This is a genomic window from Idiomarina tyrosinivorans (assembly GCF_003987475.1).
In the GTDB taxonomy this organism is placed as follows: Bacteria; Pseudomonadota; Gammaproteobacteria; order Enterobacterales; family Alteromonadaceae; genus Idiomarina; species Idiomarina tyrosinivorans.
Map to the genome: position 1 here is coordinate 1 of NZ_PIQH01000008.1, position 21888 is coordinate 21888.

Annotated in this window: 17 protein-coding genes; 4 read left to right on the forward strand and 13 right to left on the reverse strand. The window is 51.0% G+C overall.

Annotated features, from left to right (window positions below; genetic code table 11):
* Positions 1-295: 295 nt before the first annotated feature.
* The 10 genes from purF to fabB form a co-directional block, all read right to left on the reverse strand.
* Complete coding sequence (purF, locus tag CWI84_RS08725; protein ID WP_126842216.1) at positions 296-1810, reverse strand: amidophosphoribosyltransferase; 1515 nt, start codon at positions 1808-1810, stop codon at positions 296-298.
* Positions 1811-1831: 21 nt separating this feature from the next.
* Positions 1832-2317: a CvpA family protein gene (locus CWI84_RS08730; protein ID WP_126842217.1), complete on the reverse strand. Its 486-nt coding sequence runs from the start codon at positions 2315-2317 to the stop codon at positions 1832-1834.
* Positions 2318-2396: 79 nt separating this feature from the next.
* Entirely contained in the window at positions 2397-2951 is a 555-nt protein-coding gene (locus tag CWI84_RS08735) for an SPOR domain-containing protein (RefSeq protein ID WP_126842218.1), read from the reverse strand.
* Positions 2944-4233 (reverse strand): bifunctional tetrahydrofolate synthase/dihydrofolate synthase, encoded by a 1290-nt coding sequence (gene folC, locus CWI84_RS08740; protein WP_126842219.1) that lies wholly within the window; start codon positions 4231-4233, stop codon positions 2944-2946. Before folC ends, CWI84_RS08735 begins: the two co-directional genes overlap by 8 nt.
* Entirely contained in the window at positions 4230-5111 is an 882-nt protein-coding gene (gene accD, locus CWI84_RS08745) for an acetyl-CoA carboxylase, carboxyltransferase subunit beta (RefSeq protein ID WP_126842220.1), read from the reverse strand. The genes folC and accD overlap by 4 nt, the downstream gene beginning before the upstream one ends.
* Before the next feature lie 73 nt (positions 5112-5184).
* Positions 5185-5976 (reverse strand): tRNA pseudouridine(38-40) synthase TruA, encoded by a 792-nt coding sequence (gene truA, locus CWI84_RS08750; protein ID WP_126842221.1) that lies wholly within the window; start codon positions 5974-5976, stop codon positions 5185-5187.
* 12 nt (positions 5977-5988) lie between these two features.
* Positions 5989-8364 (reverse strand): FimV/HubP family polar landmark protein, encoded by a 2376-nt coding sequence (locus CWI84_RS08755; protein WP_126842222.1) that lies wholly within the window; start codon positions 8362-8364, stop codon positions 5989-5991.
* A gap of 99 nt (positions 8365-8463) precedes the next feature.
* Positions 8464-9480 (reverse strand): aspartate-semialdehyde dehydrogenase, encoded by a 1017-nt coding sequence (locus tag CWI84_RS08760; protein WP_126842223.1) that lies wholly within the window; start codon positions 9478-9480, stop codon positions 8464-8466.
* A gap of 12 nt (positions 9481-9492) precedes the next feature.
* Positions 9493-10653 (reverse strand): 4-phosphoerythronate dehydrogenase, encoded by a 1161-nt coding sequence (locus tag CWI84_RS08765; RefSeq protein ID WP_126842224.1) that lies wholly within the window; start codon positions 10651-10653, stop codon positions 9493-9495.
* Between the two features lie 100 nt (positions 10654-10753).
* Entirely contained in the window at positions 10754-11974 is a 1221-nt protein-coding gene (fabB, locus tag CWI84_RS08770) for a beta-ketoacyl-ACP synthase I (protein ID WP_126842225.1), read from the reverse strand.
* Between the two features lie 134 nt (positions 11975-12108).
* Between fabB and mnmC the strand changes: the two genes are divergently transcribed.
* On the forward strand, positions 12109-13947 hold the full coding sequence (gene mnmC, locus CWI84_RS08775) for a bifunctional tRNA (5-methylaminomethyl-2-thiouridine)(34)-methyltransferase MnmC2/FAD-dependent 5-carboxymethylaminomethyl-2-thiouridine(34) oxidoreductase MnmC1 (RefSeq protein WP_157981012.1): 1839 nt from the start codon (positions 12109-12111) through the stop codon (positions 13945-13947).
* Here mnmC and CWI84_RS08780 read toward each other — a convergent pair.
* Complete coding sequence (locus CWI84_RS08780) at positions 13934-14209, reverse strand: YfcL family protein (RefSeq protein ID WP_126842227.1); 276 nt, start codon at positions 14207-14209, stop codon at positions 13934-13936. The two genes, mnmC and CWI84_RS08780, sit on opposite strands and share 14 nt — an antisense overlap.
* Before the next feature lie 90 nt (positions 14210-14299).
* Between CWI84_RS08780 and fldB the strand changes: the two genes are divergently transcribed.
* Positions 14300-14851 (forward strand): flavodoxin FldB, encoded by a 552-nt coding sequence (gene fldB, locus CWI84_RS08785; RefSeq protein ID WP_126842228.1) that lies wholly within the window; start codon positions 14300-14302, stop codon positions 14849-14851.
* Here fldB and CWI84_RS08790 read toward each other — a convergent pair.
* Positions 14848-15288 (reverse strand): HIT family protein, encoded by a 441-nt coding sequence (locus CWI84_RS08790; protein ID WP_126842229.1) that lies wholly within the window; start codon positions 15286-15288, stop codon positions 14848-14850. The two genes, fldB and CWI84_RS08790, sit on opposite strands and share 4 nt — an antisense overlap.
* Before the next feature lie 128 nt (positions 15289-15416).
* Here CWI84_RS08790 and CWI84_RS08795 point away from each other — a divergent pair, with 128 nt between their 5' ends.
* Positions 15417-17810: a zinc-dependent metalloprotease gene (locus CWI84_RS08795; protein ID WP_126842230.1), complete on the forward strand. Its 2394-nt coding sequence runs from the start codon at positions 15417-15419 to the stop codon at positions 17808-17810.
* Positions 17811-17889: 79 nt separating this feature from the next.
* Here the strand turns inward: CWI84_RS08795 and CWI84_RS08800 are convergent, their stop codons facing one another.
* Positions 17890-19536: a M28 family metallopeptidase gene (locus CWI84_RS08800; protein ID WP_126842231.1), complete on the reverse strand. Its 1647-nt coding sequence runs from the start codon at positions 19534-19536 to the stop codon at positions 17890-17892.
* 165 nt (positions 19537-19701) lie between these two features.
* Between CWI84_RS08800 and CWI84_RS08805 the strand changes: the two genes are divergently transcribed.
* Positions 19702-21813, forward strand: a complete 2112-nt coding sequence (locus CWI84_RS08805; RefSeq protein WP_126842232.1) for a TonB-dependent receptor — start codon at positions 19702-19704, stop codon at positions 21811-21813.
* Positions 21814-21888: the final 75 nt, after the last annotated feature.

Sequence of the window (21888 nt, forward strand, 5' to 3'; positions counted from 1 at the left end):
ATATTGATTAGCGTCTCGTTGGGGCGCGGGGGCTCCGGTAAAAAGCATCTCTGGCCAGGGAGGGCCAGAGACTGAGCGGCCATGGATGGCTCGAGCGTCTTTTTACCGGAGACACCGTGAACCAGCGCGACGCTGAGCACCAATCACCCCAGCGCCCACACCCCGAGCCTTCCCCCAACTCTGACGATGCCGCGAGCCTTTGCCTAAGGCTGCAGTAAAGAATTCGCACTTTACGCAGGCACAAAAAAGCCCGCGGCTGCGGGCTTTTTTAGTGAAGGTTTGGCGACAATTTGGGTTAGTCGTTGTCGTTATGTACTTCGAGGTTGGCATCTTCGTGTTGGTCACGTTCGGCCTTGGCGGTATCGTTACGCGCGGCGTCTAGGCGGTCCAAGTATTCTTGGTTCACGTCACCGGTAATGTATTGGCCACTGAATACCGAGGTTTCGAATTGTTGAACGTTTGGGTTTTGTTCTTGCACTGCGGCGATCAGGTCTTCGAGATCTTGGTAAATCAGTCCGTCTGCTTTAATTAAATCGCAAATTTCATTGGCTTCACGGCCATGGCCGATTAATTCGTTAGCACTTGGCATATCTATGCCATAGACATTGGGGAAACGAATTTCTGGTGCGGCGGAAGCAAAATAGACTTTTTTGGCTCCGGCATCCCTCGCCATTTCAATGATTTGTTCTGAGGTTGTACCGCGTACAATAGAGTCATCTACGAGGAGCACATTCTTGCCTTTGAACTCGGCACTGATTGCGTTGAGTTTGCGACGCACGGATTTTCTACGCTGGGTTTGACCCGGCATAATAAAGGTTCGTCCAATATAGCGATTTTTAACGAAACCTTGGCGATACGGCAAGTCTAATACGTTGGCTATTTCTAGGGCGATATCACAACTGGTCTCTGGAATAGGAATCACCACGTCGATATCTAAATCGGCATAATCTCGACGAATCTTTTCGCCCAACTTTTTACCCATATTCACCCGTGACGCATAAACCGAAATGTCGTCAATGGATGAGTCTGGGCGAGCAAAGTACACATACTCGAAAATACATGGGCAGTGCTGGGGTTGGTCGGCGCACTGGCGCGAATAAAGTTGGCCATCATTGGTGATATAAATAGCTTCGCCTGGCTCGACATCGCGCACAAAGGTAAAGCCGGTACCGTCAATTGCGACACTTTCCGATGCCACCATATATTCTGGACCGTCTTCGGTTTCGCGCTTACCCAATGCTAACGGACGAATCCCCCACGGGTCGCGGAATGCCACCAAACCATGGCCAATCACCATTGCGACAACCGCATAGGCGCCTTTAACAAGGCGGTGGACCTGTGTCACGGTATTAAAAATATGGTCATCGGTCAGTTGCATCTCTGGGTGTTTGTCTAATTCGTTAGCAAACACGTTAAGCAAAATTTCTGAATCCGAGGTGGTATTAATATGCCGGCGGGCATTCCGGTACAGGGTGTTCTGTACTTCTTCGGCATTGGTCAGGTTGCCATTGTGCGCCATCGCTATACCGAATGGTGAGTTTACATAAAACGGTTGTGCTTCGGCTGAGCTTGAACTGCCTGCGGTTGGATAGCGCACATGGCCAATCCCGATTTGTCCCGCTAGGCGGTGCATATGGCGCGTATGAAATACGTCGCGCACCAAGCCGTTAGCTTTTCTTAACCGTAAGGTGTTGTTCTCAACCGTCATGATCCCCGCAGCGTCTTGACCGCGATGCTGGAGCATCGTTAAGCCGTCATACAATGCTTGGTTAACCGGTTGTTTACCGACAATCCCCACAATACCGCACATGCAAACTACCTCATTGACTGTTTAGGTCGTTATAAAGCTGGAGTTGCTTTGTAAAAATGTGAAAAACCACTGAATGATCACGCCAAAGTGAGGAATCAATACGGACTGCTTCCACCACAACGACTGCGAAAACGTGGTAAATGAATCTAAGAAAAACAGCACGGCACTTACAATTAGCACGCCGCGCAATGCACCAAACACCAAACCTAGCACGCGGTCGGTACCGGATAAGCCGGTGTGCTCGACGAGTTGTGCAAGAATATAATTGATGATGGCACCCAATATCAGTACGCAAACAAACAATATGGCAATCGCTGCTGCGTTGCGCACCATTGGGTCGTTTAATTGAGTAATGTAGGCGGCCAAGTCCGTGTAGAATTCGCTGGCGATAAAAAACGCCGCTATCCAAATGGCCAGAGAGACAGCTTCCTTGATGAAGCCTCTGACTAAACTGATCAGGCAAGAGATGCCGATTAACGCAATAATTGCGTAGTCAATCCATAGCATAATAGGTGCCGCTACTGTGCAAAAGACGCGCGAATTTTAACAGATGCAGAAATAAAATGCGTAGCTTTTTTGCGGAGTTTTACTGATCACCGGGTTCGAAACTCAATACCTGCCCCTTTAACCCAGTTAACTTTTCCAACTGTGTCAGTTGCTTTTTCAACGCTGCTTCAGAAGTATCCGGACCAACCATCAACTTGGTTAGGTTACCGGCTGGCTCTGCATAAGCGGCAAAACCTTTGTCTTGCAGTTGCTGAACCAATTTATCTACCGAGCCCTTTTGACTGAATGCTCCTAGCTGGATAACCCAAGCGTCGCCGGAGACAGTCGCCTCGGATGGTGTGCGTGGAGGTGCTTGCAGGGTGTTATCTGCGGCTATTGGCTGGGCTTCGTCGGCGGTCTTAGTTACAGTTTCCGTCGTACTTTCCGACGTTGCGCTGTTGTCGTCGCTGATATTCTGTTCACCCGCCAACTGCGGGTTTTGCATGGTTAAATCGGTATTAGGCTTTAACGGTATGGTTTCTTGGCGGTCGTCGTTACGTTGTTTTTTCCCATCCAGCACGTCAGGGACAATAATAATTGCCAACGCGACCAAAATAACGGTTCCCACTAAACGATTCTGAAACGAGCTAGACACCGTGCTGCCTCCGCTGCAATGCTTGAACTGAAGCCACAGTGTAAAACGAGCCGAATACCAATACTAGTGGTGCATGGGAAGAATCTTGTTGGGCTGCAATAACCGCTGCTTGATAAGCCTCTTCAACACCACTAAAGGTGTCAACATGTGCGGCTTTCAAACCGCTGGCGAGCTGCTCTGCCGTGGCACCCCGCGGCATTGCCAAACCGCCTAAATACCAGCGTTCGACCAAGCCAGTCAGTTCGGCAAAGGTGCCAGCAATGTCTTTATCACGCAGCATACCAACCACCGCGTAAATCGGCCTATCCGCTGCAATGGAGCGTAATTGGCTAGCTAAATACGCAGCAGCGTGAGGGTTGTGAGCAACATCGTGGAGTTGGGCCACACCGTCACAATGCAGCCGTTGCATGCGCCCCATTAACTGCGCTTGTTGCAGTCCCTGCTGAATATGCTCGGCACTCACGTTAAGTTCAGAGTGCTCTAGCGCAGCCAGAGCCGTCGCCACATTCAGTTGCGGCAAGCGCGGCAACGGCAATTCGGCGAGCTGCCATCTTTTCCCCTGATAATGGCCGGCGTTTTGCTGCCAACTAATGCTGAAGTCACGACCCAGAGTAAAGAGCTTGGCGCCCTTTTCGGCGGCAACCTTGAGTAATTTGGCGGGCGGCTCGGGATCACCACAAATCGCCACCTTGTCGGCGCGAAATATTCCCGCTTTCTCAGCACCAATGCTCTCGCGATCTGGGCCCAGGTATTCTACATGGTCGATACCGATACTGGTGACCACGGCAACATCTGCAGCAATCATATTCACGGCGTCCAAACGGCCGCCCAGTCCAACTTCCAAGATCACAACATCAAGCGCCTGCTGCTGGAACAATTTGAACGCTGCAAGAGTGCCAAATTCAAAATAGGTAAGGGACGTATCACCGCGCGCTTGTTCAATAAACGCAAATGCTTCGCTATGTTGGCGCTCATTGAGTTGTTTGCCATCAATTCGCACCCGTTCGGTATAATCGACTAAATGTGGCGACGTGTAAACGCCGACCCGATAACCCGCGGCACGTAATATCGCCTCTAGGTAGGCAACTGTGGAGCCTTTGCCATTGGTGCCGCCAACGGTGATCACGGTATCAGCAATATGTTCGAGCCCTGCTTGCCGTTGCACCTGTTGGCAACGTTCTAGGCCCATATCAATTTCGCTAGGATGTATCGCGGTGAGGTAATTTAGCCAATCGTCCAACGGGCTGTCGGACGCTGGTGTTAGCGGTTTTTGTTCACTCATTCGGCAACGATGGCATCATCGCTTGAGCTCACTGACGGTAGGTTCTGCATTTTCGCCAGCAACTGCGCCACGGTATCACGCATATCACGACGATCGATGATCATATCGATGGCACCATGGTCCAACAAAAATTCCGCGCGCTGAAAACCGTCAGGTAAGGTTTGGCGAACAGTTTGTTCAATCACTCGCGGTCCGGCAAAACCAATCAGTGCTTTCGGCTCGGCAATATTGATATCACCCAGCATCGCTAAACTTGCTGAAACACCACCCATGGTTGGATCGGTTAATACCGAGATATACGGCAAGCCCTGCTCACTCATACGCGCCAGAGCCGCAGACGTTTTTGCCATTTGCATCAAAGACATCAACGCTTCTTGCATCCGCGCTCCACCAGATGCCGAGAAGCACACCAGTGGGCAACGCATTTCTAGGCATTGCTCAACCGCTTTTACAAAACGCGCACCAACCACTGAGGCCATGGAGCCACCCATAAAGTTGAAGTCAAATGCCACAGCAACCACCGGGATACCTTTCAGGGTGCCTTTCTGGGCGATCAATGCATCTTTCTCACCGGTGCTCTTTTGTGCCGCGGCAATGCGATCTTTGTATTTTTTCGAATCGCGGAATTTGAGAATGTCCTTGGGCTCGAGTTCTTCGCCAATTTCTACCGCTGAATCGGTATCCAAGAATATTTCCAACCGTTTGCGACCAGTAATGCGCATGTGGTGGTCGCACTTGGGGCACACTTCTAAACTGCGCTCTAAATCTGCACGGTACAAAATTGCGCCACAAGCGTCACATTTGCTCCAAACCCCTTCCGGGATATTGCGACGCTTGTTTACTTTCGGTTTTGCAAGAATTCTTTCTATCCAGCTCATAACTATCCAATTATTCTGCGCGGCTTATTCGGCAAGCCGCTATGCTAGCATATTCTACCCATAAAAAGTGGTCTTAACTGTCATCACCTAGCCATAACGGACCAGGTACTGGTGTCGGCAGTTGCCACTGTTCAGGATAGGTTACACCCACTAAGTATAGTCCACCGGGTTTTGCTGTGGCCGCCGCTTGGGTCCTGTCTTTACTCGCCAATAACTCAGCCAACCAAGTGACTGGTGCCTGATGTTGCCCGATAACCAGCAAACTGCCAACAATATTTCGCACCATGTGGTGCAAAAAAGCATTCGCACCAATATCTACGACCACGAAATCGCCGTGGCGTTTCACTTGCAAGTGATGCACACAACGAAAAGGAGAATGGGATTGGCATTGTGCGGCACGAAACGCACTAAAATCGTGCTCGCCCAAAAGTGCTGGCGCCGCGGCCTGCATCGCGGCGACGTCTAACGGCTTATGATAATGGCTCACCCCATGGCCGTGAATACCTGGGCGCAATGCTGTGTTGGCGATAATGTAACGGTAACGGCGTGCTACGGCGCTGAATCGCGCACTAAAGTCCTCAGCTACCGGCTGGGCCCAGCGCACCGCGATGTCGGCGGGTAAATGTGCATTGACCCCAAGCGTCCATGCCGCTCCGCGGCGGTCGTTCGGGGTATCAAAATGCACCACCTGCGCTGTCGCATGCACTCCAGCATCGGTGCGCCCTGCACAGGTCACTTCAACCGGGTGGTCAGCGACTTTGGCTAACGCCTCTTCAACCCGCTGTTGAACACCCACCACTTCACGTTGTTTTTGCCAGCCATAATACTGGCTGCCATCGTATTCCAGCCCTACGGCTATACGCATTATAACTACCTACTACGAGCTGATTTGTTGACGTAATTGCTGCGCCTCTTGGGCGATATCGGCATCGTCAACATCAACCAATTTGTCTAATACTGCTCGCGCTTCATCATGGTCGCCCATGTCAATGTAGACGCGCGCTAAGTCTAATTGTCCCGCCGGATCGTTATCGTCTGGCGCACCCTCGCCATCAGCCCCATCACCGTCTGGCAATACCTCAGCGATAGCGGCTTCATCGTATTGGTCACTGTCCGCCTCACTATCTTCTGCACCGGCTTCGTCCAGCAATTCATCAATATCTTTGTAATCTTCTGGTTGATCGCTGATGCTTGGCTCTATACCAGCGTCATCTTGCTCGGTTGCGGCGTCTGCCTTATCTTCATCTTCGCCGAAGAACGCCGCTAGATCATCGTCCGCTTGCTGTTCAGCCTCGCGCAGCGTTTCGTCATCTTCCAACTGTTGTTCATCAAAGCTGATGTCATCGGTAAATTCTTCGTCACTGGCATTTAACCAAGCATCAATTTCATCTTGCTCTGCGTCATCTGCTATTGGCGTGGGTTCTGGTTCTGGTTCTGGTTCTGGTTCAGAAACCGGTTCATCGGCGTCTTCCGTATCTGGTGTTTCAGCAGCGACATCCTCTACGCTATCAATATCGTTGCTGCCAGACGCTTCGATGTCAGCGTCTGCTTCCGACGCAAGTGTTTCTGCATCATCACCGTCATCTATCGATTGCTCTATGTCTTGTGATTCGGCGAGCAACCGTTCAAGCTCTTGCTCTTCCGATTCTGCTGCTGGCGGTGATTCGCTATCGTCGTCATTATCGTCGACTCCAAGTTCGGCCAGCATTTCATCCAAATCGATGTCTTCAGCATTGACCTCGGTCTCTGGCTCCGCCGCTTGCTCTGCGTCATCCGCCGCGTCCGTCTGCGACTGTTGCTCAAAGTCGGCAGGCAATAACTCATCATCATCGTTGTCCGTTGCATCAGCCTCTGGCTCTTGCTCCGCATCTGAAGCTTGCTCGTCTTCTTCGGTTACGTTCAAATCAATGGCCGGGTCGTCATCATCCGACTCTGCCAATAACTGGTCCAGATCTGACTGCGACAATTCACCTGAACTGTCGTCTTCATCAGGCAATATCGCCCGATCTTCCTCACTCAGGCTGTCATCCTCGGGCGCGGATTGAGGCTTATCTTCAGTGTCGCCCATGCCGAAAATATCGTCGTCATGGTCTGCTTGGTCATCAAGCTGGATGGCATCGTCATCCGTATTAGACGCATTCTGGCCACCACTTTCAGCCTGTAGCAGTTCGTTTTCTAGCGCGCTTAAATCGTCGCCATCATCATCAAAACCGTCCAGGTCATCAAAATTATCATCATCTAAGCTAATCTGGGTGGAGCTATCGCTGAGCAATTCTTTATCAAGCTGTGCCGCGGCTTCTTCATCTGAAACATCTGTGGCTTTCTTCGCACCCATTTGGTTGCCACCCGCTTCTTCGATTTCGCGAGACTGGCGGCGAATAAACCACCAAAAGCCTAAGGCAATAATCAGCAGCGCCGGCAGCACTGACAGTAGAATCAAGTTAAAGGGTTTTTGCAGCCACTCAATAAAGCCGGAAGAGGCCTCTTGCTCTTGCTGTTGGCGCAACGCTTGTTGCTGTTGTTCCAAAATTTGCTGTAGCTGTTGGCCCAATTGCTGGCTATCGGCTAGCCCTTTACTCAGTGCGTCAATGCGCTGGGAAAGCTCGTCTAGACGCTGCTTAAGGTCATCGTTTTCGTTGCCAACGCGTTGCATTTGCTGCATCGACTCGGAAATTTGCTCACGGATTTGGGTCAGATCGGTTTGCGTCTTTGCTCGAACCTCGGCTACCGCTTGCTGGGCTTTATCGCCAGCCTCTTCTATCAGTTGTTGTTGTTGCTTACGAGTGGCCTCAGTGGCTTGTTCTGCAGATGCCAATTGCTGTTCTTTAGTGGTAAGTGACTGATCAACCACAACGCGGCGTCGTGCGGTTTCGGGATTGATCATGTCGATTTCTTGGACACTCGGAATACGCAGATAGAAGCCATCGAGCATGCGGTTCATGTTGCCATTCACAAACGCATCAGGGTTGGCTTGTAGCAAAGCCACCATGGTCTGGTATTGGGTCACACTTGAGTGCGGTTTGACCTTAGCCGCGATGCTCCAAAGCGTGTCGCTTGCCTTTATTGGACCATAGCGCTTGGTGCCGCGCCGCACATCCTCAGTCTCAGATCCTTTCGGGCCTTTAATTAAGACGCCGTCCTGGGCCACTGACGGTGGTTGATATGAGGCAAGAAGCACGAGACACAGAGCAACGACAGTCATAGTCTGCGTCATTGCCTTGCCAATCAATTTACCCATTTTTTGGTTTATCATCCGTCAACTCGCACTCTATCCGCTGCGTTTTTTTGTTCGCCTAAGGCCTTTCTTTTAACGGCATCAAATATAAAAACTTTATGATATTACACGTAAAAATTACCAGTAGTCACGAATTAAGTGCTCGGCAATTTGAATGCTATTGGTCGCTGCCCCTTTGCGGATGTTATCCGCGACAACCCACATATTAAGACCGTTTGGATGGCTAATATCGTTTCTGACTCGGCCCACAAACACTTCATCGTTTCCAGCCGCATCGGTGACTTGCGTCGGAAAGTCTTCACGAGCTTCCATCAGGGTTACTCCTGGGGCTTGCTGCAATAATTGTTTCGCATGCTCTGCGGTAATCGGCTGTAATGTTTCGATATGAATCGCTTCGGCATGACCATAAAACACCGGCACGCGCACAGCCGTTGCATTTACTCGAATATTGGCATCACCCAAGATTTTCTGGGTTTCCCACACCATTTTCATTTCTTCTTTGGTGTAGTCATTGTCTTGGAATGCGTCTATTTGTGGAATACAGTTAAACGCAATTTGGCGACTGAAGTTTTCTACGGTCGGCACCCGTGCGTTCAACAAGTCTGCCGTTTGCTTGGCGAGCTCTTCCATCGCTTCTTTACCAGCACCGGAAACCGATTGATAGGTTGCCACATTAATCCGATCAATACCCACTGCATCGTGAATAGGCTTAAGCGCCACCATCATCTGAATGGTCGAACAGTTTGGGTTGGCAATGATATTGCGATTACGAAAGTCGGCTAAGGCATAACCATTAACCTCGGGCACCACCAGCGGGATATCCGCTTCATAACGAAACTCTGAGGTATTATCGATAACCACACAACCAGCCTCGGCAGCCTTCGGCGCGTAAATTCTCGAGATACTGCCACCAGCAGAGAAAAAACCGATGTCCGCTTGCGACCAGTCAAACTTGTCGGCGTCTTCAACGGTAAGGTCTTCACCGTTAAACGCCACAGTCGTTCCAGCAGAGCGCTCACTCGCAAGAGGGTAAAGTTTTGCCACAGGAAATTTGCGCTGCTCAAGCACATCGATCATTTGCTGACCGACAACGCCTGTTGCACCTAAAACCGCTACGCGAAAGCCTTCCGACATGAACTCTCCTTACTATTTCTCTGCGAGTTGGGTGCTAAACCCTAACTGGCTTAGCCATTGCTGTTGTTGTTGATTACCGCAAATAACGGTCTGCGTGCTCAATTGCCGACGCGGTTGCTGAGCCCGATATTCGCGCCGCAATTGGTCAAAGCGTTCGCCATCGGTCGGCCCCGTCCGCAACAATTGGTCATCTTGTTTGATATCATAAATGCCGTGCACACAGGATGCCAGCCCTGTAACCGAATTAACCGCGGTTATATCCACCGCTGCGCGACTGACGTCAGGTAGCACGGCGTCCACCGTTAACCGTTGCGGATAACCAAAGGCCGTTGCTAACTGGTTAGCAACCAGTACGGCACCGCCTGCTTTGCCCTCTAAGCTGTGTCCCGCAATGTGGGGGGTAGCCAGTGCCAATTTGGCGATAGGTACCGCACGCAAGTCAGGCTCGTTTTCAAACACATCGAGTATCACCCTTGGACTATCAGGCTGCTGCAACCTTTGTTGTAATGCTGTGGCACTCACTACTGCGCCACGACTGGCATTAATTAACAAGCAACGTTGATGCAATGATTGCAGCGCCTCAGCATCAAATAAATGGTGGGTTGGGTGTTCACCACCGCGAGTCAACGGCACATGGCAGGAAATGACATCGGCATTGAGCACTCGCTGCCAATGGTCGTGCACGCCTTTGTCGCCGGTCTTTAGCAACGGCGGGTCGTAGTAGCTGACCTCACAGCCCAGCGCCGCTAGACGACTTCCCGCAGCTTTGCCGGTGTGCCCTGCACCAACGATTGCAACATCGAGCTCGGCGATAGCTTGCCAGTTATAACCTTGCGCCAACGCATCCACTAAAAAGGCACTGAGCACATATTCACCAACCGATTCAGCATTGCCACCAGCGGCATTAGTAAATGCTATTCCGCGGCGTTTGACACACTCAACATCTACATGTTCAACACCAATGGTTGCCGTGCCAACGAAACGTAACTTAGGCGCCTGCTCCAGCAACGCTTCATCGACTTGTGTAATCGAACGGATCAGCAGCGCATCAGCCTCAGCGAGCTGCTCTGGCATGGGTTGGCGTTGTGAAAAAACGCTGACCTCGCACCATTGCTGCAACCATTCAGCAATACCTGGAATATTTTCCGCCAATAAGACTTTCGGTTGTGCCATACACGCGACTCTCGATTGCGACCAGTAACATCAGCTAGCACTATACGCCAGCGACAAAAAAGGGCACGCCATGCGTGCCCTTTTTAGCTTAGCCGAAGCCTTAACCGTTTTCAGTATAACGGCGCATGATTAAGGTTGCGTTGGTGCCACCAAAACCAAAACTGTTTGACATAACCGTGTTCAAGCCAATGTTTTGAGGCTCGCGGACGATGTTCATGCCGTCGGCTTTTTCATCGAGGGTTTCAATGTTAATCGACGGTGCAACGAAATCGTTCTGCAACATCAGCAGTGAGTAAATCGCTTCATGAACACCGGCTGCCCCCAACGCATGCCCTGTCATCGCTTTGGTTGCGCTAATCAATGGCGTCTTCTCTGGGAAAACTTCACGAATCGCTTCCAATTCTTTGACGTCGCCGACAGGCGTGCTGGTTCCATGGGTATTAAGATAGTCAATGGGCGTATCAACGGTTTCCATTGCCATCTTCATGCAGCGGACTGCGCCTTCGCCGGAAGGAGCGACCATGTCGTAACCATCTGAGGTAGCGCCATAGCCGACAATTTCGCCATAAATTTTAGCGCCACGTGCCAACGCTGACTCGAGTTCTTCGATGACTAAAATACCGCCACCGCCAGCCGGCACAAAGCCGTCACGATCGGCATCGTAGGTGCGTGATGCCTTCTCTGGCGTATCATTGTATTTGGTACTCAAAGCACCCATGGCATCGAACTCCATGCCTAAGGTCCAGTGCAGCTCTTCGCCACCGCCCGCAAATACACGGTCTTGTTTACCGAATTGAATCAGTTCTAAGGCATGGCCAATACAGTGAGCTGACGTCGCACAAGCAGAGCTGATGGAGTAGTTTACGCCCTTGATTTTGAACGGTGTCGCCAAACACGCCGAGGTGGTTGATGCCATGCAGCGCGGTACCATGTAGGGTCCCACGCGTTTTACGCCGCGCTCACGCAGGATATCAGCAGCGCCTACCTGATGCTCACCCGATGCGCCACCAGAGCCAACAACCAGTCCAGTGCGTGGGTTTGAAACTTCTTCTTCAGACAAACCGGCATCTTCAATGGCCTGCTGCATCGCAATGTAGGCGAATGCCGCGGCATCACCCATAAAGCGCATTGCTTTGCGGTCAATGTGTTCTTTTGGGTCGAGTTTTAGGTTACCCCACACTTGGCAACGCAAACCCATCTCCGCAAACTGCTCAGAGTGAGTAATGCCCGATTTGCCATGGCGAAGCGAGTCTAAAACTTCCTGTTGATTGTTGCCGATACTAGACACAATGCCTAGTCCAGTGATCACTGCTCGTCTCATTCAATGTTCCCGTATTACTTTTTCACGCAGCGTATACTACCTGCGAAGTTGTTCTAATGTGGTCTGCTTTGTTCTCTACAGGTTAACACGAAGTTGTTACAATACCACGTGTCATCGTTTTGCGGAGTTTGACCGTGCATTCTACTACTGATTTACAGTATAACGAATTTGGCGTACCAGTTTCAGTGCATTTTGACGATGTCTATTTTTCCGTCGAAAATGGTCTGGCCGAGAGCCGATACGTATTTTTGCAACACAATGGATTACCCCAACGTTGGAATAGTGTAGCCGAGCATTATGACTTTTTGATTGCAGAAACTGGGTTTGGTACTGGGTTAAACTTTCTTGCTACCTGGCAAAGCTTTATTGAACATGCCCCTGACTCACTGCGACTGCATTTTGTAAGTTTCGAAAAATATCCACTGTCGCGCCAGCAGCTACGTGACGCTTTGGCCCATTTCCCTGAACTCGACGAATACGCTGAACAACTGATCGAAGCGTATCCAACGCCGAATAACGGGGCGCATCGTGTCAGTTTTGCGCAGCACCGCATCACGCTCGATTTATGGATTGGTGATATCGCTGATTGTCTCCCTGAGTGGCAACAGCAGGCGCAAGCACAGGTTGATGCATGGTTTTTAGACGGCTTTGCACCGTCAAAAAATCCGCAAATGTGGTCGGATACGTTATTTAACGCGTTAGCAACCACCGCTCATCGCGATACCACCGTTGCCACGTTCACCGCTGCTGGCGTGGTTAAACAAGGGCTACGAAAAGCCGGTTTTGAAATACAAAAAGTCAAAGGCTTTGGCCGCAAGCGGGAAATGCTTACCGCAACAACTAGTGACCGCCATCAACGCCTTAAGCCTGCACGGAAACGCCCACGGGTGGCGGTTATTGGCGACGGCATTAGCGCCCATTGCTGCGCCTTACAGTTAAGTGTACGTGGTTGTCCGGTCACCTTAGTGGGGCAGCAATGGGGAGCCGGCGCGTCCGGCAATCCGCAAGCCGCGGTTTATCCGTTGCTGCATTTAGAGCCGACACCGCTTAGCCAGTTTTACCTGCAAGCGTTCAGCCTTAGCCGCAGTTTTTATTCACAGTTCGCGCCGAGCGCTTGCCATTGGCAAGGGGTAAGTGAACTCAATATTAATGCCAGCAAACAGCAGCGCGCCGAGCGCTTAGCCGAAGCTCATTATGTGGCGGAAACCGTAATGCCGGAATCAGCCGCTCAAGCTTCGCAGTTCCACGGCTGTGAAGTGGCTCACGATGGACTGCGGCATCCGCGCGCCGGATGGTTGGAGCCACAACCACTACTTAGCGCTATGCGTCAAGCAGGACAGCACATTACCGCTATTGAGGACCGGCTGGTCAACGCTGTGCCCCGGACAGCAGGTCATGGCTGGCAGTTACAACTGCAATCCGGCAAAACCGTCGACGTCGACTACGTGATCATTGCAACCGGCGCCGGGATCCAGCAGGGCCTACAACAATTCGATAGCAAACTCACGATTCAAGCACCGAATGTGCGGGGACAAGTGACTTTTATTGCAGAACAGCCGCAATTGCCTCGCAGCGGCGTGCTGTGCGGCAAAGGCTACCTGACGCCGAGTTTGAATGGTCAACACTGTATTGGTGCTACTTTCCAGCGTAATAGCGACAGTCGCGAATGCTTCCCCGCCGATGATCAAGAAAATCTTGCACAGTTGCAGCAGTTGTTAGCACAGGATGTTCCAACCTCGGTGATGGGCCAACGAGCCAGTGTCCGTAACACCAGCGCCAATCATTTGCCATTGGTGGGCAAAGTGCCTCAGCAGCAGAGTCTCTATATGTTAGCGGGGTTGGGTTCACGCGGCTTTACCTCGGCGCCGCTGGCGGCGGAACATATTGCCTGTGAAATTTGTGGAGGTGTAATGCCGCAAACCATCGACATGCAGCAACGGCTGCAGGCAGTTCGCGCGTTTACGCTTGCTTAGCTTGCCGTTCTAAGCGCGCCAACATGTTTGCAATGTGCTGCTGATCCGCGGGAGCTAATTCATTTTTTGTGGCATCAACCGCTTGCTTAAGTTGTGGCAACAATTGCGCGCCGTCATCTTCGCCGGCCATTTCTAACTGCGCGACCACGAGGTCGAAATGCCCCCGTAAATAGCCACTGGCAAACAGCTCATCGTCATCGCCATCGACAACAGCCTCATCGAACACGGGCTCTAATTGGTTGACTAACTGATCTAATTGCATGCGCTATGAGTTCCCACAGATGAATGAAAGCGCGAGATTCTAACGTGAATTTTGTTACAATGCACCCATGGCTACAGTGATGAGGTATTTATGTCAGGAACTGAGGATAGCGGTTTAAAAATCGGACTTTTTTACGGTTCAACCACCTGTTACACCGAAATTGCGGCAGAAAAATTGCAGCAAGCCATCGGTGAGGACATCGTTGAACTGTTTGATATAAAAGACACCCCGCTAAGCGAAGCAGAGAACTTCGACATCCTGATTTTTGGTATTTCTACGTGGGACTTCGGCGAACTCCAAGAAGATTGGGAAAGTCACTGGGATGACATCACCCCACTCAATTTGGCAGGAAAAATTGTCGCGCTTTATGGAATGGGCGATCAGCAAGGCTATACCGATTGGTTTCAAGACGCCTTGGGTATGCTGCATCACGCCATCGCCGATAAAGATTGCCAGCGCATTGGTTTTTGGCCAAACGGCGACGATTACGACTTCGCCGCATCAAAAGCACTCACTGACGACGGCGAGTTCTTCTTCGGCCTGGCGTTAGACGAAGACAGTCAATACGACTTAAGCGATGATCGTATTGCCCAGTGGAGCACCCAGATTCTTGAAGAAGTCGCGGAATTACTGAGCGCCTAGCCGCCCGATTCCACCGCGATCGCCGGTGTAAGCCATTGACGTAACTGCGCCAGCCGTTGCTGCAAAGCGTCGGCAGCAAAAGGTTGCGCCGCAGAGTGTCCCCATACCGGCGCTGGCCATGCTGGATCGCCCTGATTTCTGGCGATATGGTGGATATGTAATTGCGGCACTATATTACCTAACGCCGCAACGTTTAACTTATCAGCCGCAGTTTGTTGCATAAGAATTTCACTCACGATTAGCGATTCTTGTTGCACCTCAGCTAGCTGTTGCGCAGGGAGCTGGTAAAGTTCGCGGCAGTTATGTGCCAGCGGAATCTGTAACAGCCAATAATAACGACTGTCGTTCATCACCCGCCACTGGCTGCTTTTACTATTTAGCAACCACTCACTATCTTGTGCCAAACGTTGATCCAGCTGAAACTCGAAGTTTTTCATGTTCAACCTCGTTAACCGTAAAGATTGGTAAATTAATCGCAGTGTACCGCCACAGCAGATGAAACGCGATGGCGCATCAGTTATAACTGGTTTTTCACTTTTGTCATTGTCTGCAAGGGACACTCATCATGCTAAAACAACTCGCCAGAGGTTTAGCGCTCGCTGCAGCGTTGCTGGCCACTGCGGCCTTCGCTAAGCAGCCGTCAACACTGCCCAGCATCGAGCAATTCACCCAATCTATGAAAGCCGAACAAGGCTTATTGACCTTTTATCAGCAACAACAACATATCTATTTAGCGGTGCCGAAAAAGTCGGCGCAATATATTTTCCAGAGCAGCCTGCCTTGGGGCCTCGGTTCAAACGATATTGGCCTTGATCGCGGTCAATTAGGCGCGACTCGCTTGGTGCATTTTGCTATCCATCCAAATAAGGTGTTGCTAGTGCAGGACAACACCCAATTTCGGGCCAGCTCTGATCGGCAAGAAGAAGTCGAGAGTGTTAATCAAGCGTTCGCTGATTCTGTGATTGCAGGTTTTACGCCTGTTGCAGAGTCAGACCAAGCATTGCTGATCGACTACACCGATTTTCTGCTCAGTGATATTCACCATGTCAGCGAAACACTGGCCAATACCGAGCAAGGCAGCTATCGCCTCGATCCACAGCGTTCAAGCATTTATTTACCGCGCTCAAAGGCGTTCCCGAAAAACACCGAGTTAGAAGCAGTATTAACCTATAGTGGTGATGCCAAAGGCCAGTACGTCAATCAAGTAGCAGCCGACGCGACCGCGTTAACACTGCATAGCCATCATTCATTTATTCAGTTGCCTGACGATAACTACCGGCCACGAAAATTTAATCCGCAAGCGGGGTTTTGGGCTGAGACCTACCAAGACTATTCGGTAGCATTAGATCAACCGATTCAACAACAGCGTATCCCGCGTCACAGACTGCGCAAAGCGGACCCTATTGCTTCGGTCAGCGAAGCCCAACAACCCCTGATTTACTACTTGGATCGTGGTGTGCCAGAGCCCATTAAATCGGCACTGATGGAAGGTGCGAGTTGGTGGCAACAGGCGTTTACCGCAATCGGTTTTGACAATGCCTTTCAGGTGAAATTGCTGCCTGAGGGCGCTGACCCTATGGATGTGCGTTATAACGTCATCCAGTGGGTCCATCGTGCTACTCGCGGTTGGTCGTATGGCTCGTCGGTGATCGACCCTCGCACTGGCGAAATTATTAAAGGCCACGTTACTTTAGGTTCTTTGCGGGTGCGCCAAGACATCAAAATAGCCACCGCATTATTGGCACCTTTTTATGACGACCGCGCGGAATTAGCACAAAAAGTGCAGGCGGTAGCGTTAGCTCGCATTCGCCAATTAGCCGCCCATGAGGTTGGACATACGTTAGGTCTAGCGCACAACTTTGCCGCCAGCACCGACCAGCGCGCCTCGGTCATGGATTATCCGCAACCGCTGGTGAGCCTCACCACCGACAATACCTTGGATGTTAGCCAAGCCTACACCGATGGCTTAGGTGTGTGGGATAAGCAAGCCATTGCTTATGGCTACAGTGACTTTGGCGGTATTGCCGAGGAGTCGCAGTTACTTGACAAGATTCTGGCAAAAAACCAAGCGCTTGGACTGCATTTTATCTCCGACCGCGATGCGCGTGCCGCTTCAGGCGCCCACCCTTTGGCGCACTTATGGGATAATGGCAGCGATCCAGTCACCGAGCTGCAACGCTTAATGACGGTAAGGAATACCGTTATTCAACGGTTTGATACCGAGCTCTTGGCGCCCGATCAACCGCTGAGCGATTTGATGGAGTATTGGGTTCCGGTCTACGCCATGCATCGCTACCAAATAGAGGCTGCCGTTAAATGGCTCGCGGGGGTAAACTATGATTACGCATTAGCCTCTGAATCCACCGCAAAAGCGACACCTCTAGCCGCCAGCCAGCAACGCAGAGCGTTACAGCAGTTACTGCAAACGCTAACCATAGACAATCTGCAAGTACCCGCCAGAATCAGGGAAAAATTGCTGCCGTTGGCCTATGGCCAAGCGGACAGCCGCGAGCGCTTCGAGGGGCGGACGGGTTTGGTCCCCGACCCTGTCAGCATGGCTGAGGCACTTGCTGAACATACCCTCAGTTTGATGCTTAATCCAGAGCGATTAAATCGGCTGTACCAGCAGCATGGCTATCAAACGAATATCCCATCCGTGGCAGAGGTTGCCAACGCGCTGTTGGAGCAAACACGAGTGACACAACAGCAGCAACCATTGAGTGAACGCTTACGTTTGTTAGTGGTGAATGACCTCATTCGTAGCGCCAGCGACCACAATACTGCGCCAGAAGTGCAGCTTTCTTTGCAGCAACAACTGCAGCGTTACGCAGTCGGTCTAGCAAATCAGGGGGCAGCGGCGGATAAACTCCTCGCGAGCGCTATTCAGCAGTACCTAGACTCTGGGCAGTGGCGCTATCAATTTACCCCTCGGACATTACCGCCAGGTTCACCCATTTAATCCGATAGCGGAGCAGAGACACAAAAAAAGCCAGCTGCGTTAACGCAAGCTGGCTTTTTATTTTCGCTAAAATTAGCGCTTAATCACGACCGAACTCTTTACCAAAGTAGGAGTCTTTCAACCACTGTGGACGCTGAGGATCGTTGGCAATTTCTTTACCAATTTCGTAGTTGATGTTGGTAAAGCGAGCACCTGCTTCATAATTGATCGGCAAGCTAGGCTCATCGCTCGGCTTGTGGTAGTGCTTGGCGAAGAATTCTCCCCAAACTTCACCGCCATCTTCACCTTCCGTACGAGACTCGAAACCTGTCATCAAGAATACCGCAGGAACGCCTTGCTTCACCAAAGTGTAGTGGTCAGAGCGGACAAAGATCGCTTGCTCTGGCATCGGGTCTGGGCTTTGTTTGGTGTCGTATTTCGCCGCAGCGCGAGTTACCACATCACCTAACGTTGAGTGCGAGGCACCGAACGCAATCACATCAGCAAAATCGTACAACAACACCGGCATATCCAAGTTCACGTTGGCAACGATTTGGCTCATCGGCACCGTTGGGTTATGAGCAAAGTAATCCGCACCCAATAGGCCTTTTTCTTCGCCTGTTACTGCCAAGAACATGATTGAACGGTCCGTTGGAGCGCCATCTTCAACAAACATGCGTGCAGTTTCTAGCATGACAGAAACACCGGCCGCGTTATCCATTGCACCATTGTTGATGTTGTCTTCACGGCTTAAGTCTTTTACCACACCAACGTGGTCCAAGTGCGCGGTATAAAGCACATATTCGTCTTTCAACTTCGCGTCTTTGCCCGGCAGAATACCGGCGACATTTGGGCTGGTGATTTTTTCATGCTTAGACTGGCGTGTAAGCGTAAGGCTCGCGTTCAATGGGAATCCTTTCGGACGTTCATTGTTTGCCGCTTGCTCATAAATTTTGTCTAAAGCTACTGGCGCGTTACTGAACAGTTTCTTCGCCGCATCAATATTGACGTACGCAGAGCCCATTAACTGCTGCTCTTCACCACCCGGTAAACCGTTTGGACCAACCCATTTCATCCGCGGCATGTTGGCGTAGTAAATGCTTGATTCGAATTTACGCACTTTTTCACGCTCAGGCGTATGGATTGTGACAATGCCGACCGCACCTTTTTCCCGCGCTATGTCGTCACGAGTGCTGGATAAATGCGCACCCTCTTCACTTGGAAGACCTTCTGGACGGCCTGCTAGCATCACCACAATTTTACCGTCGACATCCAAGCCTTCGTAGTCATTCATGCCAAATTCATCAGCAACAATGCCGTAGCCTACGAACACCATCGGTGCAGTGACTTCGTCTTTCTCGCTGTAATGGCTTGGGCCCGTGATGAAGTCTTTCGGGAAGTCGAAATCGACTTCTTTGCCATCAACGGTCATCGACATTGTCGCACTGTTTGGCACTAAGGTACTTTTCACGAATGGAATACGCTGAAAGTACGTACCGTCATCACCGCCAGGCTCTAAGCCTAGCTGTTTAAATTCTGACGCCACATAATTGGCGGCGATTTCATGTCCACGGCTACCCGTGTCACGGCCACGCATGTCGTCGTCGGCTAAAAACTCTAAGTGCGCCTTAATATTCGATGGTTGCGCTTGAATAGCCGCTTGCTGTTTCCCCGAATCGTTACCGTTACCACAGGCGACGAGCAAGCTCGCCATGGCAGCCGCTAACGCTAGCTTTGTTGTTCTCATGTTGATTTTCCTAAAGGTTGTTTTTAACAAACGTCATCAGTTTACCCGAGCTATCGACGAGTCACCAGTCAGGCGCGGCAAATAGCGCTTGCAAAACGACAAACGAAAAGATACGTTATAATATAACACCGCTATAGTATAACATTACTTAAGTCTGGAGCAGTGATGAAATGCAATAAAAAACAGCGACTTTCTGGCGCTTGTCTATCGCTATTAGCCATCAGTATTCAAGCGACTGCACAACAAGCTTCGCCATCAGACGCGGATAAAAAAAGTGTAACAGCTGATGAAATTATTCAAATTCAAGCCAGCCCACTAGCACGCACCAGTGTTGAGTCCGCCCAACCTATTTCGGTGCTGAGCGGCGACGAATTGCGGCGTCTGCAAGCAAACAGTCTCGGTGAAACCCTCGCCACCATGCCCGGCATCAACAACACGCACTTCGCGACCGTTGCAGGGAGCCCGATTGTTCGAGGACTATCTGGGGCCCGAGTCAAAACCACCCAAAATGGTCTGGATACCGGTGACGTATCCCGCGCAAGTCCTGATCATGCCATTACTGCTGAGGCATCTACTGCACAACAAATTGAAGTGTTGCGCGGCCCAGCCACCTTACTCTACGGCAGTGGTGCTATTGGTGGCGTGATCAATGTCGTCGACCAACGCATTCCTAGTGAACGCCCGGCAACGACCGAGGCAAGCATAGGATTATCAATGAACAGTGTTGCCAATCAACGCCAAGGTAACGCCGCGGTGACAACGGGCGCTGGGAACTGGGCATTCCATGCCGATGGCTTTATTCGAAAAAGTGACGATTACCACACACCGACATTTACCAATGATGAGGGTGAAACCCAAGATCGGGTGGAGAATACTTTTGTCGATGCCAAGGGCGCTACGGTCGGTACCAGTTATTTCTTTAATCGCGGCTATTTGGGCGTTTCAGCCTCTCGTTTAGCACAACAATATGGTATTCCCGGGCACCACCACGACGAGGGCGAAGACGTGCACGCGCAACATGACGAAGCCCTGCCATTCTCGGACATGAAGCAAAACCGCTTCTCGTTAGCCGGTGCTTACCTCCCCGCAAACGACCACTGGCAAAAGGTCGAATGGCGTTACGCTTACACCGACTACCAACATCAAGAAATTGAGGGTGACTCAGCGGGTACTGGATTCTTTAACGACCAACATGAACTGCGAGTGACAGCAACCCATAACGCGGTGCTGGGCTTTACCGGAGCGATTGGGCTGCAATTAGAAGATAAGCAATCCAAAGCACGGGGCGAAGAGGCATTTGCGCCCGATACCGCGCGCCAAACCGTGGGCGTATTTTGGGTGGGAGACCATGAGCAAGGTCCTCACCATTGGCAGCTCGGTGGGCGCTATGAGCACACGGCGTTGGATGCAGATTTGGAGGAACCTGGGAGTCAGCAAAACTATGGGACGCTTTCAGCCTCACTGGGCTATATCTTTCACGCCAATGAACACACTGCACTATCGTGGAACCTTACCCATGCGGAGCGAGCCCCCACAGGCACGGAAGTGTTTGCCAACGGCAACCACTTTGCCACGCGCACCTTTGAACTTGGCGCGCGCTATCGACTGCAGCAGCAAAATGATGGACGTTACAAACTCAGTGTTGCGCAAAACAAGCTGGATACCGAAGTGTCTAATAATTTAGACCTCGGCGCGCATATCAAACTTGACGACCTGCACCTGAAAGCCAACCTCTTTTACAACCACGTGAATCACTTCATCTATGAGCGTTTCACCGCTATCAACAGTGCGGAATTAGTCCAAAATGCTAACATGGCAGAGGGTCTAGCGGTGGTACAGTTCAGTCAGGCCGATGTGGACCTCTATGGTTATGAACTTGAAGCCGACTGGCAATTAAACGCCGCCGTTTCAGTGCACGCATTCAGCGACTACACTCGCGCTCAATTAACCGATGGGGGAAACTTGCCGCGTATTCCACCGCAACGGCTAGGCGCTGCGCTGCGTTATCAAACCGCGCACTGGGATAGTGCTCTGGAATACATCAAGTACTTTAGCCAAGACCAAGTAGCCACCAACGAAACCACCACTGACGGCTACAACATTGTGAACGTCTCGGTAAGCTATTACCCGACACTGGTCAGTGATAGCAGCTTAAGTATTTATGCCAAGGTCGAGAATTTGACCAATCAACTGGGCTTTGTGCATAGTTCATTTCTCAAAGAGGATGCGCCTGTCAGTGGTCGCAACGTTGCGTTGGGCGTACAAATCAGCTTTTAATCGTAAACCACAGAAATTCGTCACAGACTTTGGTAACCTAAACGTTTAGTCGATCACTAAGCGTTTAGGTTTTTT

Bases quoted from the DNA above. Each gene is read 5' to 3' on its own strand.
- CWI84_RS08780 (WP_126842227.1), bottom strand. From the start codon at position 14,209: ATGCAATTAGATCAGTTAGTCAACCAATTAGAGCCCGTGTTCGATGAG.
- CWI84_RS08760 (WP_126842223.1), bottom strand. From the start codon at position 9,480: ATGTCGGAAGGCTTTCGCGTAGCGGTTTTAGGTGCAACAGGCGTTGTC.
- truA (WP_126842221.1), bottom strand. From the start codon at position 5,976: ATGCGTATAGCCGTAGGGCTGGAATACGATGGCAGCCAGTATTATGGC.
- CWI84_RS08800 (WP_126842231.1), bottom strand. From the start codon at position 19,536: ATGAGAACAACAAAGCTAGCGTTAGCGGCTGCCATGGCGAGCTTGCTC.
- accD (WP_126842220.1), bottom strand. From the start codon at position 5,111: ATGAGCTGGATAGAAAGAATTCTTGCAAAACCGAAAGTAAACAAGCGT.
- CWI84_RS08730 (WP_126842217.1), bottom strand. From the start codon at position 2,317: ATGCTATGGATTGACTACGCAATTATTGCGTTAATCGGCATCTCTTGC.
- fabB (WP_126842225.1), bottom strand. From the start codon at position 11,974: ATGAGACGAGCAGTGATCACTGGACTAGGCATTGTGTCTAGTATCGGC.
- CWI84_RS08765 (WP_126842224.1), bottom strand. From the start codon at position 10,653: ATGGCACAACCGAAAGTCTTATTGGCGGAAAATATTCCAGGTATTGCT.
- fldB (WP_126842228.1), top strand. From the start codon at position 14,300: ATGTCAGGAACTGAGGATAGCGGTTTAAAAATCGGACTTTTTTACGGT.
- CWI84_RS08805 (WP_126842232.1), top strand. From the start codon at position 19,702: ATGAAATGCAATAAAAAACAGCGACTTTCTGGCGCTTGTCTATCGCTA.
- purF (WP_126842216.1), bottom strand. From the start codon at position 1,810: ATGTGCGGTATTGTGGGGATTGTCGGTAAACAACCGGTTAACCAAGCA.
- CWI84_RS08790 (WP_126842229.1), bottom strand. From the start codon at position 15,288: ATGAAAAACTTCGAGTTTCAGCTGGATCAACGTTTGGCACAAGATAGT.
- CWI84_RS08755 (WP_126842222.1), bottom strand. From the start codon at position 8,364: ATGATAAACCAAAAAATGGGTAAATTGATTGGCAAGGCAATGACGCAG.
- CWI84_RS08795 (WP_126842230.1), top strand. From the start codon at position 15,417: ATGCTAAAACAACTCGCCAGAGGTTTAGCGCTCGCTGCAGCGTTGCTG.
- folC (WP_126842219.1), bottom strand. From the start codon at position 4,233: ATGAGTGAACAAAAACCGCTAACACCAGCGTCCGACAGCCCGTTGGAC.